General features: G+C 45.6%; 15 protein-coding genes and 1 pseudogene. 9 read left to right on the top strand and 7 right to left on the bottom strand.

Translation table 11 applies throughout. The annotated features are described in order from the left end of the window. Window positions 1–58: 58 nt before the first annotated feature. The 3 genes from L5M11_RS15120 to L5M11_RS15110 are packed head-to-tail and all read right to left on the bottom strand — an operon-like array spanning window position 59 to window position 2,129. On the bottom strand, window positions 59–1,015 hold the full coding sequence (locus L5M11_RS15120; RefSeq protein WP_168824756.1) for a DUF4097 family beta strand repeat-containing protein: 957 nt from the start codon (window positions 1,013–1,015) through the stop codon (window positions 59–61). Next, complete coding sequence (locus tag L5M11_RS15115) at window positions 1,012–1,596, bottom strand: anti-sigma factor (protein WP_219250392.1); 585 nt, start codon at window positions 1,594–1,596, stop codon at window positions 1,012–1,014. The genes L5M11_RS15120 and L5M11_RS15115 overlap by 4 nt, the downstream gene beginning before the upstream one ends. Further along, entirely contained in the window at window positions 1,596–2,129 is a 534-nt protein-coding gene (locus L5M11_RS15110; RefSeq protein WP_105250152.1) for an RNA polymerase sigma factor, read from the bottom strand. Before L5M11_RS15110 ends, L5M11_RS15115 begins: the two co-directional genes overlap by 1 nt. Before the next feature lie 439 nt (window positions 2,130–2,568). Here L5M11_RS15110 and L5M11_RS15105 point away from each other — a divergent pair, with 439 nt between their 5' ends. Next, on the top strand, window positions 2,569–4,431 hold the full coding sequence (locus L5M11_RS15105; RefSeq protein ID WP_173496755.1) for a methyl-accepting chemotaxis protein: 1,863 nt from the start codon (window positions 2,569–2,571) through the stop codon (window positions 4,429–4,431). A 199-nt stretch (window positions 4,432–4,630) separates the two neighbouring features. Here L5M11_RS15105 and L5M11_RS15100 read toward each other — a convergent pair whose 3' ends face one another. The 3 genes from L5M11_RS15100 to lolB form a co-directional block, all read right to left on the bottom strand. Further along, complete coding sequence (locus L5M11_RS15100; protein WP_006080255.1) at window positions 4,631–5,578, bottom strand: ribose-phosphate pyrophosphokinase; 948 nt, start codon at window positions 5,576–5,578, stop codon at window positions 4,631–4,633. Window positions 5,579–5,690: 112 nt separating this feature from the next. After that, window positions 5,691–6,545 carry a 4-(cytidine 5'-diphospho)-2-C-methyl-D-erythritol kinase gene (gene ispE, locus L5M11_RS15095; RefSeq protein ID WP_263192631.1) on the bottom strand — a complete coding sequence of 285 codons (855 nt, stop codon included), beginning with the start codon at window positions 6,543–6,545 and terminating at the stop codon, window positions 5,691–5,693. 1 nt (window position 6,546) lies between these two features. Beyond that, window positions 6,547–7,191: a lipoprotein insertase outer membrane protein LolB gene (gene lolB, locus L5M11_RS15090; RefSeq protein ID WP_263192628.1), complete on the bottom strand. Its 645-nt coding sequence runs from the start codon at window positions 7,189–7,191 to the stop codon at window positions 6,547–6,549. A 253-nt stretch (window positions 7,192–7,444) separates the two neighbouring features. Between lolB and hemA the strand changes: the two genes are divergently transcribed. From hemA to prmC, 3 genes are read left to right on the top strand one after another with little or no spacing between them, the layout of a single operon-like run. Then, window positions 7,445–8,695, top strand: coding sequence for a glutamyl-tRNA reductase (gene hemA, locus L5M11_RS15085; RefSeq protein ID WP_028761678.1), 1,251 nt, complete (start codon window positions 7,445–7,447; stop codon window positions 8,693–8,695). 14 nt (window positions 8,696–8,709) lie between these two features. Continuing rightward, window positions 8,710–9,801: a peptide chain release factor 1 gene (gene prfA, locus L5M11_RS15080; protein WP_131523734.1), complete on the top strand. Its 1,092-nt coding sequence runs from the start codon at window positions 8,710–8,712 to the stop codon at window positions 9,799–9,801. Window positions 9,802–9,803: 2 nt separating this feature from the next. Continuing rightward, on the top strand, window positions 9,804–10,652 hold the full coding sequence (prmC, locus tag L5M11_RS15075) for a peptide chain release factor N(5)-glutamine methyltransferase (protein WP_113939044.1): 849 nt from the start codon (window positions 9,804–9,806) through the stop codon (window positions 10,650–10,652). A gap of 135 nt (window positions 10,653–10,787) precedes the next feature. Here the strand turns inward: prmC and L5M11_RS15070 are convergent, their stop codons facing one another. Further along, a complete protein-coding gene (locus tag L5M11_RS15070; protein ID WP_219255813.1) occupies window positions 10,788–11,201 on the bottom strand; it encodes a GNAT family N-acetyltransferase in 414 nt (137 codons plus the stop codon). Window positions 11,202–11,320: 119 nt separating this feature from the next. Here L5M11_RS15070 and L5M11_RS15065 point away from each other — a divergent pair, with 119 nt between their 5' ends. The 5 genes and pseudogenes from L5M11_RS15065 (at window position 11,321) to L5M11_RS15045 (ending at window position 15,866) form a co-directional block, all read left to right on the top strand. Further along, window positions 11,321–11,716, top strand: coding sequence for a SirB2 family protein (locus L5M11_RS15065; protein WP_006080263.1), 396 nt, complete (start codon window positions 11,321–11,323; stop codon window positions 11,714–11,716). Next, the gene (locus tag L5M11_RS15060; protein WP_168824767.1) at window positions 11,716–12,504 is read left to right on the top strand and encodes a SirB1 family protein; all 789 of its coding nucleotides are present in this window, start codon (window positions 11,716–11,718) and stop codon (window positions 12,502–12,504) included. Before L5M11_RS15065 ends, L5M11_RS15060 begins: the two co-directional genes overlap by 1 nt. Before the next feature lie 156 nt (window positions 12,505–12,660). Then, a complete protein-coding gene (locus tag L5M11_RS15055; protein WP_105250145.1) occupies window positions 12,661–13,908 on the top strand; it encodes a DUF819 domain-containing protein in 1,248 nt (415 codons plus the stop codon). 58 nt (window positions 13,909–13,966) lie between these two features. Then, on the top strand, window positions 13,967–14,815 hold the full coding sequence (gene kdsA / locus L5M11_RS15050) for a 3-deoxy-8-phosphooctulonate synthase (protein ID WP_105250144.1): 849 nt from the start codon (window positions 13,967–13,969) through the stop codon (window positions 14,813–14,815). 188 nt (window positions 14,816–15,003) lie between these two features. Further along, window positions 15,004–15,866, top strand: a pseudogene (locus L5M11_RS15045) (EamA family transporter). The last annotated feature ends 110 nt before the right edge of the window (window positions 15,867–15,976 follow it).

Below are 15,976 nucleotides of genomic sequence, written 5' to 3'. Positions count from 1 at the left end.
AAAAATGCCGCCCGAGTTTTACTTTGGCGGCATTTTTATTTGTGCTAAATAGCTTTTATTACTGTTTCTTTAAAATCAGATGACCGCTGATGGTATTCATCTTCACGTTGGCTGCACCAGAGCCTGTTTGGAATGATAACTCTGTGCTTGGTACATATTTTTGCTTTTGCGGTACATCTTGGGTTAAACCGTTGTTGATTTTTCCACCAGGACCACCATCTAAGTTGAAGCTTGCATCGGGAACATCATTAAAGATCACGGTAATATCGCCACTCACACTTTCTAAATTCGCTTTGTTGAAGTTTTTAGCGAGTGACACTTGTGAATCTCCGCTGACGGTTCTGAGCTCGATTTCCTTGGTGACACTAAAGTTAGCATTCACTTCACCTGAGACTTGTTCAATCGTGACTTTTTCTGCTTGAGTGTGGCTTTTTAAGTCACCGCTAACGAGGCGATAATTCATTTCTCCTTTACTGTCAGTGTCCTGAATCGTGCCGGATACGGTTTCTAATTTGATTTTTCCATCAAGAGCTTTGGTCGTGATATCACCAGAGACTGTATGTAACTCAGGTTTACCACTTAAGTTGTTGGCGTTGATATTGCCGCTTACCGTATTCAAATCTAGTTCACCTTGAGTTTCGGCAACTTGCAGATTGGCAGATATGGTATCTGCACTGAGTTTAACCGTTTTTGGGACTTTAATGGTGAGCTGTGATCCTTTGTCATTATTGCCATTATAGTGGCGAGGCATCTTGTCTTCGATATTGAGACTATTTCCCTGTTGCTCAAACACAAAGCCTTCGCTCAATTCATCTAATGTGCCAGTGACACTCACTTCACTCTTATCCCATGTTTGAATGGTCACATCACCGCGTTGGACTTTGATCTGCAGTTGAGTGTCGCTGCTGACACTTAACTGTTTATCAACGCTTTGTGCTGCTAACACATTGCCCATTAAGCCTAAACAGAGTGTCGAAACCAATAGGCTAGCTTTAGTGAGATTGAGGTTACTCATAGGGTGTTTCCTTGTGTCGAGTTTCTAATGGGTAATTTTTGGCCCTGTTGTAATAGGTCGAGCTCACGCTGCTGCACCCAAAGCCACAGTTGCCAAAGTTGTTTATCGGTTGGATTCGCTTGTAAAGCTTGGTAAATCTGTGTTGCCGCGAGCCTTAGCTCAGTTAAACCTTGCTCAACGGGTGCGCTGAAGCTGCTCGTTTGCCACATTAGCGCATTTGGCGCCTGTTCTAGGTTGTCCACTTGCGCTTGGTGTGATGTTGCAATTTGGGTGAGTAATAAATGTAAGGCCACATCCTCTGGTTGCTCTGGCATAGCTTGGTTCTGGGCAAGCTCTGTCTGCTGCATTATGAATGAGTTGAAATAGGGCAATTGGGTATATCCCAATGCCGCTAGAATAATAAACGAAGCCGCTATCGCCCAAGCGTGACTCTTCTGGGATTTGTACGTTTGGGGTATCAGCGTTTTATCCATGCGTTTTTCAATGCCTTGCCACAGATCATGTGTAGGCGACATCTCTTTGGGCGCGCTATTGATCAATTGCTCAAGCTGTTGTTCACGGGAAAGCGGCGTTAACGTCATTACAGCATCTCCTGTAGTAGTTGCTTAGCTCTATGGTATTGGGTCTTGCTGGTGCCGACGGCAATGCCAAGTAAGTCAGCGATTTCATCATGTTGATAACCTTCGATTGCACAGAGTACGAAAACCATGCGAGCGCGTTCTGGCAGTTTGAAAATTAACTTATCTAATCCGCTATAGCTGCTATCAGAGCTTAAGGGCTCAGTTTCATGTTCCAGCGGAATAAATCGTGACCAAAAGGACTTTTGTTTACGAATGCTGCTCAATGCTTGATTGACACAAATACTGTGTAACCAAGTGGAAAACTGACTCTCACCTCGAAATTGTGGCAACTTCTGCCACACTAAAATAAAACACTCTTGGGTAATTTCTTCGGCCATAGCGCTATGGCCGCAAAGGCGCAGTGATAGGGCGTAAATACGTTGGTAATGGCTTTGATACAGCAACTTGAAGGCAGTTTTGTCTCCTTGGCTCGCTAAGGTGACCAGTTCAAAGTCAGACATTGAGCCATTGAGTGGGAGGATCCCTGCTGTCACTGTAATTTCCTGCCATAATGATTGAGTGTTGTAGTTTTGACGCAGTGGGCGCTACAAAAGGTTTGGAACCTTAAAAAATATATTTTATTTAGATCAATTATCCAGCGTAACATTTTTGTAATTTGTAGTAGAATTCGCCCGAAAAAGTACTGCTAAGCTAATGAAGTAATTCATTTTATATCAATTGATATTATGACACTTACATCTGCTTTGAGACGGTATATTTAACGTAATTAAAACGAAATACTTTGTAGTAACGGTAGGGTATCACCTTGAAGAACTAAGTTAAAAATAATGCGGTACTCACAGTATGGGAGCTTAAATCGACAAGCTATCAAAGTATTTGATGTGAACTTTTAATGTATTGCTATGTTTGCGCTGTTAAAGGCTTAATTTCCAGCTATCTTTTTAAGATAGATTATATATTCGGGGACTTTCTATGCTAATCCGCTCAAAGTTGTTACTCAGTGCTGCAGTGTCTATTTCGGCACTAATTGCCATGTTTGGATTACAACTCTATTCAAATTCGGTGAAATCGGAACTTTCTAACGCGGCTCAAAGTGTGCTTGATTTAGAGCGCGACGTCTTAATTTTGCGTAAAAATGAAAAGGACTTTTTCGCTCGCAAGGATTTGAAATATGTCGAGCTGCATAAGCAAAGCCACATGGCAATCGACAGTATTGTCCCTGAGTTAGAGAAAGTCTTTAAAGAATATGGGGTGTCGACTGCCTCACTTGAAAGTTTTGACCGTAATTTAAATCAGTATCAAGCCGCTTTTTCTGAAGTGGTGCAGCTACAACAAGAGATTGGCTTAACACCTAAAACAGGTTTGTACGGTACGTTACGAGCTGCGGTGCATAACGTTGAAACGCTACTCAAGGAATTTGATCAGCCCGCACTCGAAGCCGCAATGCTGCAACTTAGGCGTAACGAAAAGGATTTTATGCTGCGTCGTGAGCTAAGTTATGTCGAAACCTTCGATACTAATATTAGTAAGTTTAATGACAAGCTTCATGCCTCGAGTATCGATATTGATACTCAACGAAAAATTGAAGAGCTTATTACTCAATATCAAAAGGATTTCAAAAGCTTAATTAATAAAGAACAGCAGCTTGGTTTGACCGAAAATGACGGTACTATGGCGCGAGTTTTAGCTGCAAACCAGCAAACTGAGAGCAGTACGAGTGACTTGAAAAACTTGGCTCTTAAGGCCATTGATGATGCTGAGAGTAGTAGTGTTAATGTCGGTATTACTGTGTTTATCTTTATTGCGTTACTACTATCAATCATTACCTACTTGATTATCCGCAGTATTATCGCGCCTGTTGAGCGTATCACGCAGATCATTTCTCGCATCGAGGTGAGTAAAGATCTGACATTGAGGTGCGATGCCTCCACCCAAGACGAACTTGGTGAAATTGCACAGCATTTCAATAGCATGGTGAGTAGCTTCCAACAGCTGATTGAGCAAGTGATTGAGTCGGTCGCAACGATTAACACTTCCTGTAAACGTGTTTCAGAAAATGCCATGCTCGCCTCCGAAGGTGTGGGCCAACAACTTAATGAGACCGACATGGTCGCAACAGCAATCACTGAGATGGGCGCAACGATTGAGGAAATCGCTAAAACAACCGAATTAGCTGCATCAAAAGCGGGTCAGACCCACGATAATGCCCAAAGTGGTCAATTAGAGGTTGAGCAAACGATACATAAAATCCAGTCACTTGCTGAGCAGTTGAATAGCTCAGCAGCGGTCGTTAACGAATTGGAACGTGACAGCGAGACTATCGGTAGCGTGTTAGATGTGATCCGCGGCATTGCTGAGCAGACCAACCTTTTAGCCTTGAATGCCGCGATTGAAGCAGCGCGTGCGGGTGAGCAGGGCCGTGGTTTTGCTGTGGTTGCCGATGAAGTACGTAACTTAGCGATGCGGACGCAATCGTCAACCCAAGAGATTGCTAACATCATTCAAACGCTGCAGACGCGTACCCGATCGATTGTGCAATTGATGGAATCTAGCCAAAAACAAGGCGTTGAAAGCGCTGAACAAGCGGCAAGTGCTGGCGCTTTATTGAAGCTTATCAATAACGACGTGCGTAATATTATGGACATGAGCACTCAAATTGCGGCGGCTATTGAAGAGCAAAGTATGGTGGCAGCTGAAGTGAACAAGAACGTGGTGGTGATCCGCGATATCGCTGAGGAGTCATCCCATGCGGCAGATGCAAATGCGTCCGCATCGGATGAGCTTAAGGCGCAGGCTGAGTTCTTATTCCGTGCGGTGAGTAATTTTAAAATCTAAGGCGTAGAAGCCAGTTTACATCTGATGATCAGAAGCTGGCTTAAAAAATACACTAACAAAAACGCACTCCGAGGAGTGCGTTTTTATGTCTGAGTGATGAGCTCTGCAAGCTTAGTGATTCGTTAAAACAGCAAACTGTGCATTGTACAACTCAGATTAGTCAGAACGTTCAGCGACCGAACTATAAGTGACGGAACTATTAGTGACGGAACATGGCAGAAATAGACTCTTCGTTGCTTACGCGACGAATTGCCTCAGCCAGTACCGCAGACATAGTTAACTGAGTCACTTTAGCCACTTTCAACATTTCTGGGCTTAAAGGAACAGTGTCAGTCACAATCACTTCATCAATCACTGAGTTAGCGATATTTTCAGCCGCTTTGCCAGAGAAGACTGGGTGAGTTGCGTAAGCAAATACGCGGTTCGCACCATGTTCTTTTAAGGCTTCAGCCGCTTTACACAGAGTGCCGCCTGTGTCGATCATATCGTCAACGATAATGCAGTCACGACCTTGAACATCACCAATGATGTGCATAACTTGCGCAACGTTCGCTTGTGGGCGACGTTTATCAATGATCGCTAAATCAGAATCATCCAATAGTTTTGCTACTGCGCGAGCGCGAACAACACCACCGATGTCTGGAGAAACAACGACTGGATTATCTAAGTTTTTCGCTAACATATCTTCTAGCAGCACTGGGCTACCGAATACGTTATCAACGGGAACGTCGAAGAAACCTTGGATTTGCTCAGCGTGCAGGTCACAGGTCAGAACGCGGTCAACACCCACGCTAGACAGGAAATCGGCAACCACTTTTGCAGTAATAGGTACACGGGCGCTACGAACGCGACGGTCTTGACGAGCATAACCAAAGTAAGGAATAACAGCTGTGATACGGCCAGCAGATGCACGGCGCAGCGCGTCAACCATCACGATGAGTTCCATCAGGTTGTCGTTTGTCGGCGCACAAGTGGATTGGATGATGAACACATCGGCCCCACGTACATTTTCGTTAATTTGGACACTGATTTCACCATCGCTGAAACGACCAACCACTGCGTCTCCGAGTTTGCAAAATAGACGATCGGCTATCTTTTTAGCGAGACTGGGGGTGGCGTTCCCAGCAAAGAGCTTGATGTCGGGCACTGTATGAACCTCAGGCGTTTGCTTTATATTTTAGTGGCTAGAGTAACGACGATGTAGGGACGGGAGGAACCCGAGGCGTTATCGTTAAGTGGTTACTCTAGAAGAAAGTAGTTTAAGGGTGACTGAGTCGCGTGATGAGCGGCGAAAGATTCATCCCTTGTGCAACAAATCCTTGCATTTCAGACGGTAATTTCGCCAAGGTTGCGAGAGCTTGTTGCTTTTGTGTGAATTCCCCGAACACGCATGCGCCTGTTCCTGTCATTCTCGACGGCGCATATTCTAGCAGCCAGCCTAATGCCTTGGCAACTTGAGGGTATTTAGAAACGACTAGTTTTTGACAATCATTTGCCCAAGGTTGGTTCATTAAGGTATCTATGGCCAGTTTCGGGGTATCACGTGGTAAAAGTGGATCTTGGAATACTTCAGCGGTGGATACATGGGCATCGGGTGCGATGATTAAGTACCAAGGCTCACTCGGATTTACCGCTTGTAAGCGTTCACCTACACCTTCGGCAAAAGCGGCGAAACCATGAATAAAAACAGGAATATCGGCACCAAGTTTAAGGCCGATTTTAGCCAGTTCTTCGGTCGATAATTGGGTGTTCCATAATGTGTTCAGTGCCACTAAGGTGGTGGCAGCATCTGACGAGCCGCCACCTAAACCTCCGCCCATGGGTAGACGTTTATCCAACCAGATTTCGGCGCCGCCAGTAAAGCCTGTGGTTTGTTGTAATGATTTTGCGGCTCGCAGAATTAAGTTATCGCTATCGGCGACAACATTAGAGATATTGGAGTGCAAAATCAGTTCTGCGGTTTCAGTGACCTTAAAATCGAGCGTGTCACAGTAATCAATAAACTGAAACAAGGTTTGCAGTTCATGATAACCATCTGCGCGGCGACCATTCACGTGTAAGAATAAGTTAAGCTTGGCTGGTGCTGGCCAATGGCGTGAAATTGCTGCGGGCATGCTAAGGTTTCTCTTCGAGTATGATTGCAGGCTTGCCGAGGGCTTGCCATTGATTCAATTGTAGTTTGAGTTGTAAGTCACCACGCTCAAGCTTTAATTGATGGGGCACGTTGGCGCCGCTCTGGGATTGCCAACTTAAAAATGTGACCTGCCAAGGCGGTGGGGTTTGAGTGTTTGTGAGCTGTTTAGGTTTGCCTTGGCTATCGCTTTCCAGTACTTGGTCATTCGGGCCAACTTGGCCGGTGATCCATAAAGGTAAATCGGCCAAGGGGATGGACCAACCGCTGACGCGCTCGAGTAAACGCTGGGCATTATCGTCGCGAAAATCTTTGCCATCGATATGTAAATGGGCAGAGTTCGAGGTTGAATTAAGCGTCAACACCGTTGTACCTAGCATAGTCGTGAGTGTGAGTTCATCGCGATCTTCACTGTGGCGCCAGTAGATATTGGCACTGAGTTTATCATCGGGAGTTTTTATCGCGAGTTTTCCCTGTAATTCCCAAGCTTTGGCTTGGCGCGCATCATTGACTACGATTGGGCTTAAGTCAGTCATCGGCGGCAAGGTTTCACACCCCGCTAGCAAGAGTAGGGCGCTTAAGGTAAAACAAGAGAAAATGGTTTTTGTGAGGCGCTTCAAATTATTCATCTATGACTGATATACCAAAGTCCTTATGATACGAGGGCTTGGAAAGAATACCAATGCCAAACGTAAAATTTCCATCGGCGGTCACTTAGATTTGCTCCCTTGGGACAAATTTTGCCTTACCTATTATTGATAGAAAATTTAGGTAAGAAGTTAGACCTTTATTCGGTTTTGTTAAGCGTATTCTGTTTTTAGTTGGGCCAATTCAGTAGAATGCCCTTATTAAGAGAGTCGCCAAGAATCTAGAAAGAGTCAGATGAGCCTTGTAGCAATCGGTATTAACCATAAAACAGCCACGGTAGACCTGCGTGAGAAAGTCGCCTTCTCTCCGGACAAAATTCATGACGCTATGAAGAGTCTGGCCAGTCGTACACGCTCGGGTGAAGCCGTTATTGTCTCGACCTGTAATCGCACTGAGTTGTATTGCAACAACGGTGATGAGGCCGACATTATTGCGTGGCTTGAAGAATATCACGGCCTAGATCATGAGGATGTAGCACCTTGTCTCTATAACTATCACGGTCAAGATGCCGTAAGGCATTTGATGCGCGTAGCCTCCGGGCTCGATTCTTTGATCCTTGGTGAGCCGCAGATTCTCGGTCAAGTAAAGCAAGCGTTTGTTAAGGCTAAAGAGGCTGGTACGGTTGCGCTAACCATAGATAGACTCTTTCAGAATACTTTTTCAGTCGCTAAGAAAGTCCGCACTGACACTGAAATTGGCGCCGCCGCAGTTTCTGTGGCATTTGCCGCGGTAAGCATGGCGAAACATATTTTCTCATCGATATCGACCACTAAAGTACTGTTGATTGGCGCAGGTGAAACCATAGAACTGGTTGCTAAGCATCTTAAAGATAACGGCGTGGCTTCAATGGTCGTAGCAAATCGGACGTTAGAACGTGCCCAAGGCATGTGCGAGGAGTTTGGCGCAACAGCAATTACACTGGCGCAGATACCAGATTATCTCCCAAAAGCCGATATCGTGATATCCTCTACCGCCAGCCCTCTGCCTATCCTAGGTAAAGGCATGGTCGAAAAAGCGCTAAAGCAGCGTCGCCATCAACCTATGTTATTGGTTGATATAGCAGTTCCCCGGGATATTGAGCCGGAAGTCGCCGATTTGGATGACGCGTTTCTGTATACAGTGGACGACCTGCATAGCATTATTGAACAGAATATGGCTTCTCGAAAAGAAGCCGCCGAGCAAGCTGAAGTAATTACTGAAGAACAATCTTTCCTATTTATGGATTGGATCCGTTCTTTAGAGTCGGTCGACAGTATTCGCGAGTATCGCAGCCAGAGCATGGCGGTAAAAGATGAGTTAGTGGAACGCGCCTTGAATAAATTAGCCCAGGGCTCAGACACTGAGCAGGTATTGATTGAACTAGCCAATCGCCTGACCAACAAACTTATCCACGCACCGACACAGGCCCTCACGGCAGCGAGTCGTCAGGGCGATTTGAATACTCTCGGTCAGTTAAGATCAGCGCTTGGATTAGATAAAAACTAAGGTTAGCGAGTTAAATGAAGGAATCCGTTATCCGCAAGCTGGAAGGCTTGCTCGAGCGCAATGAAGAAGTCATGGCTTTGCTGGGTGATGCTAGCGTCATTTCTGATCAAGACAGGTTTCGTGCGTTATCGAAAGAATATGCCCAGTTAGAAGACGTTGTTGCTGGCTTTAAAGCCTATCAGCAAGCGCAGGCCGATCTCGATTCTGCCAAAGAAATGCTGGAAGAAGACGATGCTGAAATGCGTGAAATGGCGCAGGAAGAGATGAAAGCCGCTAAGGCCAAACTCGAGCAGCTCGAAGACGAATTGCAAATTCTATTATTGCCAAAAGATCCTGACGACGATAAAAACGCCTTCGTTGAGATCCGCGCTGGTGCTGGCGGCGATGAAGCGGCTATTTTCGCCGGTGATTTATTCCGCATGTACAGCCGTTATGCTGAAGCAAATCGCTGGCAGATCGAAATCATGAGCTGTAACGAAGGCGAACATGGTGGCTTCAAAGAAGTGATCATGAAGGTCAGTGGTGACGGCGTATACGGCAAACTTAAGTTTGAATCCGGCGGCCACCGTGTACAGCGTGTGCCAGAAACCGAATCCCAAGGACGTGTGCATACTTCAGCGGTTACTGTTGTGGTACTTCACGAAGTGCCTGAAGCGGAAGCGATTTCAATCAACCCAGCCGATCTGAAAGTTGATACCTATCGTTCATCAGGTGCAGGTGGTCAGCACGTTAACAAAACTGACTCAGCTATTCGAATCACCCATATTCCTACTGGGATCGTGGTGGAATGCCAAGATCAACGTTCGCAACACAAGAACCGTGCCCAAGCCATGAGTGTACTGGCCGCACGTATTCAAGCTGTTGAAGACGAAAAACGCCGCAGCGCCGAAGAATCGACCCGTCGTAGTCTGGTTGCCAGTGGCGATCGCTCCGAACGTGTACGTACTTACAACTTCCCGCAAGGCCGCGTGAGCGAACACCGCATCAACTTGACCTTATATCGCTTGAACGAAGTGATGGAAGGCGATCTCGATGCTATTTTATTGCCTCTGATGCAAGAGCATCAAGCCGATCAGTTAGCCGCACTGGCTGACGAGCAGGGGTAATTTTGTCAGATCAATCTAGCATAGCCGAAGCCCTGCAATGGGCTTATGTGCAGTTAGCATCAACCTCTGAATCCGCTCATTTGGATGCAGAGGTTTTGTTGTTATATTGCCTCAATAAAAGCCGCAGCTATTTGTATACTTGGCCTGAAAAATCCCTAACGGTTGAACAGTGGAAACGCTTCCAGCAAATGGTACAGAAACGCCAAAAAGGCGTACCTGTGGCACATATTGTCGGTGAGCGCGAATTTTGGTCGTTGCCTTTTATCGTCAACGACACCACTTTGATCCCGCGTCCTGATACTGAAATTTTGGTCGAAACCGCCTTGAACATGCCGCTTTCCACCTACGCCAAAGTGCTCGATTTAGGCACTGGCACTGGGGCAATTGCGCTGGCGTTGGCGTCTGAGCGTGAGTCATGGCAAATCACCGCGGTCGATAAAGTCGATGATGCCGTGGCTTTGGCTATCGCGAACCGCGAGAACTTAAAGCTGCCACAGGTCGAAATTCTCCAGAGTGACTGGTTCAGTGCCGTAAAGTCGCGGGACTTTGATTTAATCGTCTCAAATCCGCCCTATATTGATGAAGCTGACGAACACTTACACCAAGGTGACGTGCGTTTCGAGCCCCAAAGCGCGTTAACCGCCGCCGAGGAAGGCTTTGCCGATCTTTATTATATTGCCAACACTGCCCGAGATTACTTAAAGCCTAACGGCTATATCCTGCTCGAACATGGTTTTGAGCAGGCTGTGAAACTCAGAGCTAAGCTTATTGAACTGGGCTATGAGAATGTCGCCACAGTGCGAGACTTTGGCAGTAATGACAGATGCACTATGGGCAAATGGGCGGAGTAATAACTCTGCTTTAAGTGAAGATATTTACCCAGTTATACCGATTTATCGAACGCCATTGGTTATTGCCAATGGCGTTTTTGTTTTCGATAGGGCGACCTTAAGTTGGTGTAAGGTGAAGATCCTAAACCTTAAACATCACAACACTTTTACCATAAAAAATTTACTGCCGGTTTCTGGATAGGCTTGTTGTATCCACTGCACGCGATAGTCGTGGCGCTCATAAAAGGGCTTAGCTTGAAAATCTAAGGTATCGAGTAGGGCAAATTGGCAGCCGCGCTCCTTTGCTTGGCTTTCTGCGGCTAATAATAAGCGCGTGCCGATACTTTGGTGTCTTAAAGAATCATTGACCCACAGATAGTCGATTAACAACCAATTGCCGAAGGTTTTACCGCTGATCCCTGCTAACAGTTTACCTTCGGAGTCCTGTAGTTTGAGTCCGAGATTTTTACGGCTAAGCCCCTGCCATTGGACTTGGTTGAACTCGACAATTTTTTGTTTTACAGCGTCGGCGAACTCGGTTGATTCATCATTAATTAAGCTTAAATTCATCGTCACTTCTCGTTTGATTTTTTATGATGTTAGCTCTGAATATCTAGGCTGATAGGCATTGGTATGCCGCCAAGGATTAGGGTAAACTAGCGCCTTTGTCACTGGCCATAAGTATCGTAATGGAAACTTTTTACAGTCTATATCCTGCGGTTAAACATCTGCATTTTACCTTTATCGCGTTGAGCGTGTTACTGCTTACCGTGCGCTTTGTCCTGCATCTGCGCCAATCGGCTCTGATGGAGAAGAAGCTGCTCAAGATAGCGCCCCATGTTATCGACACTTTCCTACTGCTGTCGGGCTTAACTTTGTGTTTTATGATCCAGCAATTTCCTTTTGTGGATCCTTGGATGACCGAAAAAATCGGTGCTGTAGTTGCTTACATTGTCCTAGGCGCCATTGCCATAAAAGCGAACAGAAACAAATTGTTCAAAGTGTTTGCTTACTTAGGCGCGATAGGTTGGTTGGTTTATGCTGCTAAATTGGCTCATTTTAAACAAGCGGTATTATTGGGTTAATGGGTAACTACACTCTGCAAGATGGCATTTCATTGCCCGAGTCGGCATTGGATGTAGGTGCGCACCTTGGATTTTCTAAACTTGAAGCCGCTAAATGGGCTTGGTTTGAAATGGCGGGAGCCGTATTAACTCATTACTTGGTTGATCAACAACAGCGTTTTAATGCGCTGTTGCATTGGTTTTACGAGGATTTAGGTTTTTGTGTTCGTGAGAACTACTTCAGTACCGAGGCGGCAGATTTAGGTACTTGCTTAATTAGTCGCCAAGGTAATAGTACTACGCTGGCGACGGTATTGATGTTGCTGGCAAAGCAGTTAGATCTTGAATTCGAACCCATATTGCTACCTGGCAATACGGTGCTGCGTTGTAAGATTGGCGGTGAAGTGAGTTATTTGGATCCTTTAACGGGCAAGGAACTCACCCGTCACCAGTTGCACGTGTTAGTGCGCGGCGAGTTAGGTAATGCTGCTGAGCTTAAGGCAAGTTACTTAAAGCCTGCAACGGTGAAAAAACTGCTGACGCGTATGCTGCATGAGCTTAAGGCGGGTTGCATAGTGTCGCATCAATTTGAGGCAGCGATGGAGTGTTGCAGTCTGCTGTTGCAATGGCATGTTGACGATGTGCATTTGAATCGTGAGCGGGCGTTTATTGCACAGCAGTTGGGTTGTATTAATGTGGCCGCCGCCGATCTGCAGCATTTTGTTGATAATAGTCCTCACGATCCCGTGATCGAGATAGTGAAGATGCAGCTCAAAGAATTAAACGAACACGCCGAGGTTTATCACTAAAGCAGAGCCTTTCGGGGCTCTTCTTATTTATTCAACTTTTATTAACGAATTCAATCCGCAAAAATAATAACACTGGGCAGATGAAAGTTTGACCCAGGGACTTAAAAGTTAAGTCTCTAATAAAAATAATAACTGTATCGACAGGGAGAAATTAGCATGACAAGCACGGCTTTAGTGACGAACGATGCCACGGCGTTAGGAATACTCGCGACAATTCTAGGTTTTGTATTTTATACCAGTAGCAGTAGTCATCCTTTTTGGCAGAAGTTTTATCGTTTTATTCCCGCCCTTTTATTGTGCTATTTCTTGCCATCGTTATTGAACACCTTTGGGGTAATCGATGGTAATACCTCACAACTGTATTTTGTTGCATCCCGTTATTTGCTGCCAGCTTGTTTAGTCTTATTGATTTTAAGCGTTGATTTAAAAGCTATTTTAAGTTTAGGTCCGAAAGCTTTGATCATGTTTTTAACCGGCACTGTCGGTATCGTTATCGGCGGCCCTATCGCCTTGTTGCTGGTGTCGGTTATTGAACCTTCTTTAATTGGGGTCGATGGCCCCGATGCGGTATGGCGTGGTATGACGACCTTAGCGGGGAGCTGGATTGGTGGGGGCGCAAACCAAGCTGCAATGAAAGAGATTTATGACGTGGGCGGTAATATTTTCTCTGTGATGGTGACAGTCGATGTGATAGTCGCCAATATTTGGATGGCAGTGTTACTGTTCCTAGCCTCAAAAGCGAAAGAGATCGATGCTAAAACCGGTGCGGATACTTCTGCTATTGAAGCGTTAAAAGATAAAGTTGAAAAGTATCACGCTGAAAATGCACGCATTCCTAATCTGCGCGATCTTATGCTGATTGTCGCTGTAGGCTTTGGTATCACAGGTATTGCTCATATCGCCGCTGATTTTCTGGGGCCATTTTTTGAAGTGAACTATCCTTGGACCGCAGATTACAGTTTAACCTCTAAATTCTTCTGGTTAGTGGTGATAGTCACAACGATTGGTTTGGCGATGTCATTCAGCCCAGTGCGTCATTTAGAGGCGGCGGGGGCATCAAAAGTGGCTTCAGCCTTCCTTTACATCTTAGTTGCGACCATTGGTCTACATATGGATGTGAGTAAGGTGCTCGATACGCCATTGTACTTTTTAATTGGTATTGTGTGGATGATAGTTCACGCAAGCTTTATGTTATTGGTGGCTAAGCTGATTAAAGCCCCGTTATTTTATATGGCCGTAGGCAGCCAAGCGAATGTGGGCGGTGCTGCGTCGGCCCCTGTAGTTGCGGCGGCATTTCACCCCGCTTTAGCACCAGTGGGCGTACTGTTAGCCGTATTAGGTTATGCGTTAGGAACCTATATGGCATGGATTTGTGGTCAAATTTTACAGTTAGTTGCGGTATAACCGCCTTAGCTCCTATTCACCGCTGGGAAAGGTTCCAGCATTTTAGAGAGAAGTTGCGATGAGTAATAAAATCATAAACCTAGGTTCAATCGAGATTGCCAACGATAAACCTTTCGTGTTGTTTGGTGGCATGAACGTGCTTGAGTCTCGCGATCTCGCGATGTCGATTGCTGAAACCTATGCCGAAGTGACTCAAAAGCTGGGGATCCCTTATATATTTAAGGCGTCTTTTGATAAGGCGAATCGTTCTTCGATTAACTCTTACCGCGGTCCAGGTATGGAGGAAGGCTTAAAGATTTTTGAAGAGATTAAAAAGACCTTTAATTTACCTTTGATCACCGATGTGCATGAAGTGCATCAGTGTGCGCCAGTGGCAGAAGTAGTTGATATTATTCAGTTACCTGCATTTCTAGCACGCCAGACTGATTTGGTTGTCGCTATGGCAAAAACTGGCGCTATCATCAATGTGAAAAAGCCACAGTTTTTAGCACCACATGAAATGCGCCATATCATCACTAAGTTTAACGAAGCGGGTAATGACGAGATCATCCTGTGTGAACGTGGTTCAAGCTTTGGATATAACAACTTAGTCGTTGATATGTTGGGTATGGACGAGATGAAGCAATCTGGCTATCCGGTGATTTTCGATGCGACCCATGCGCTGCAACGCCCTGGTGGTCGTGCAGATTCCGCGGGTGGACGTCGCGCACAGGCGACCGAGTTAGCGCGCAGTGGTATGGCGCTGGGTTTAGCGGGTCTATTCATTGAGGCGCACCCTGATCCTGATAACGCTAAGTGTGATGGCCCATGTGCGCTGCCTTTGCATCAGTTAGAAAATTATCTGAAGCAAATGAAAGCGATCGACGATTTGGTTAAATCCTTCGAGCCAATCGATACCAGTAAGTAATCGCAAGCTAAGACTTAATGAATTAGTGACTTAATCCTAAAGCCTCGACTCGTTCGGGGCTTTTGTTTTTCAGTCGAGGAATGTGATTGGTATAGCCCCGTAGCTATCTGAAACATTAATGTTTTATGATGGGCTTTGCCTAACAATCTTGTTTTTATAGCCGACCAGATTCTTTACGGAATACCTTTATGTGGATCTTACTCACTTTGCTGGCGGCATTTATGCAGGCTTGGCGTAATGCGTTTCAAAGCCAGCTGAGTAAAGAAGTGAGTGTTGCGGGCGTGACCTTAGCGCGTTTTATTTGGGCTGGGCCGATTGCCGCCGTGTATTTGGCGAGCTTATATCTTTGGCAGGATGTCGGAATCCCCGATTTTAGCGACCGTTTTATCGGTTTTATTCTCGGAGCATCGGCGATGCAAATTCTCGCGACGGGCTTGATGGTGAAATTGTTCAAGCAACAGAACTTTGCCGTTGGTGCTGGGCTAGCCAAGAGTGAAGCTGTGGTCGCGGCGATCTTAGGCACAGTGTTTTTTGGGACGCATTTATCCCTTTTAGGTTGGTCGGGAGTGTTGTTGGGTGGTGTGGCAATTTTTCTCATGAGTGCCAAACAAGGCCTGCGAAGTCTGTCGCTCAATACGGTATTGATTGGTTTAGCCTGTGGTACTTCGTTTGCGCTGACATCGCTTTGGGTACGAGAAGCGAGTTTATGTTTGACCCCCATAGCGCAGCTTGGGTGTTGCTATTTGTGATAGGCCTACAAACTTTGCTGTTAGTCAGTTATTTGTTGCTTAAGGATAAATTTACGCTGATAGCATTATGGCAACGACCTAAGTTGACTTTACTGACAAGCATCGCCAGTTGTTTAGGTTCTATCGGTTGGTTTAGTGCTATGTCGTTGCAGGCTGTGCCCTATGTTAAAACCTTAGGTCAAGTTGAAGTTTTCTTTATGATCTTGATTGCCACCTTTTGGCTGAAGGAAAAAGTAAAGATAAAAGATATGCTAGGGTTAGTCTTGATCGCTATCGCCGCTATTTTGGTGATGTGGGAATAGACTAAATTAATAGAAGGTGTGATGGTTTTTTAGACTAAAATAGAACTCGATTCAGTGTGTTTATATCAAGCAAACATTCGCTGAGATACAAATATACACACGTCTTGCTC

Source organism: Shewanella sp. SM87 (assembly GCF_025653705.1).
In the GTDB taxonomy this organism is placed as follows: Bacteria; Pseudomonadota; Gammaproteobacteria; order Enterobacterales; family Shewanellaceae; genus Shewanella; species Shewanella oncorhynchi.
The sequence above is the reverse complement of the archived record's forward strand: the minus strand, read 5'-3'. Positions and strand labels throughout refer to the sequence as shown.

What these genes read in the sequence shown, in the direction of transcription:
- L5M11_RS15070 (WP_219255813.1), bottom strand. Translation starts at nt 11,201, where the DNA reads ATGAATTTAAGCTTAATTAATGATGAATCAACCGAGTTCGCCGACGCT.
- L5M11_RS15055 (WP_105250145.1), top strand. Translation starts at nt 12,661, where the DNA reads ATGACAAGCACGGCTTTAGTGACGAACGATGCCACGGCGTTAGGAATA.
- ispE (WP_263192631.1), bottom strand. Translation starts at nt 6,545, where the DNA reads ATGCCCGCAGCAATTTCACGCCATTGGCCAGCACCAGCCAAGCTTAAC.
- lolB (WP_263192628.1), bottom strand. Translation starts at nt 7,191, where the DNA reads ATGAATAATTTGAAGCGCCTCACAAAAACCATTTTCTCTTGTTTTACC.
- L5M11_RS15065 (WP_006080263.1), top strand. Translation starts at nt 11,321, where the DNA reads ATGGAAACTTTTTACAGTCTATATCCTGCGGTTAAACATCTGCATTTT.
- kdsA (WP_105250144.1), top strand. Translation starts at nt 13,967, where the DNA reads ATGAGTAATAAAATCATAAACCTAGGTTCAATCGAGATTGCCAACGAT.
- L5M11_RS15115 (WP_219250392.1), bottom strand. Translation starts at nt 1,596, where the DNA reads ATGACGTTAACGCCGCTTTCCCGTGAACAACAGCTTGAGCAATTGATC.
- L5M11_RS15060 (WP_168824767.1), top strand. Translation starts at nt 11,716, where the DNA reads ATGGGTAACTACACTCTGCAAGATGGCATTTCATTGCCCGAGTCGGCA.
- L5M11_RS15105 (WP_173496755.1), top strand. Translation starts at nt 2,569, where the DNA reads ATGCTAATCCGCTCAAAGTTGTTACTCAGTGCTGCAGTGTCTATTTCG.
- hemA (WP_028761678.1), top strand. Translation starts at nt 7,445, where the DNA reads ATGAGCCTTGTAGCAATCGGTATTAACCATAAAACAGCCACGGTAGAC.
- L5M11_RS15120 (WP_168824756.1), bottom strand. Translation starts at nt 1,015, where the DNA reads ATGAGTAACCTCAATCTCACTAAAGCTAGCCTATTGGTTTCGACACTC.
- prfA (WP_131523734.1), top strand. Translation starts at nt 8,710, where the DNA reads ATGAAGGAATCCGTTATCCGCAAGCTGGAAGGCTTGCTCGAGCGCAAT.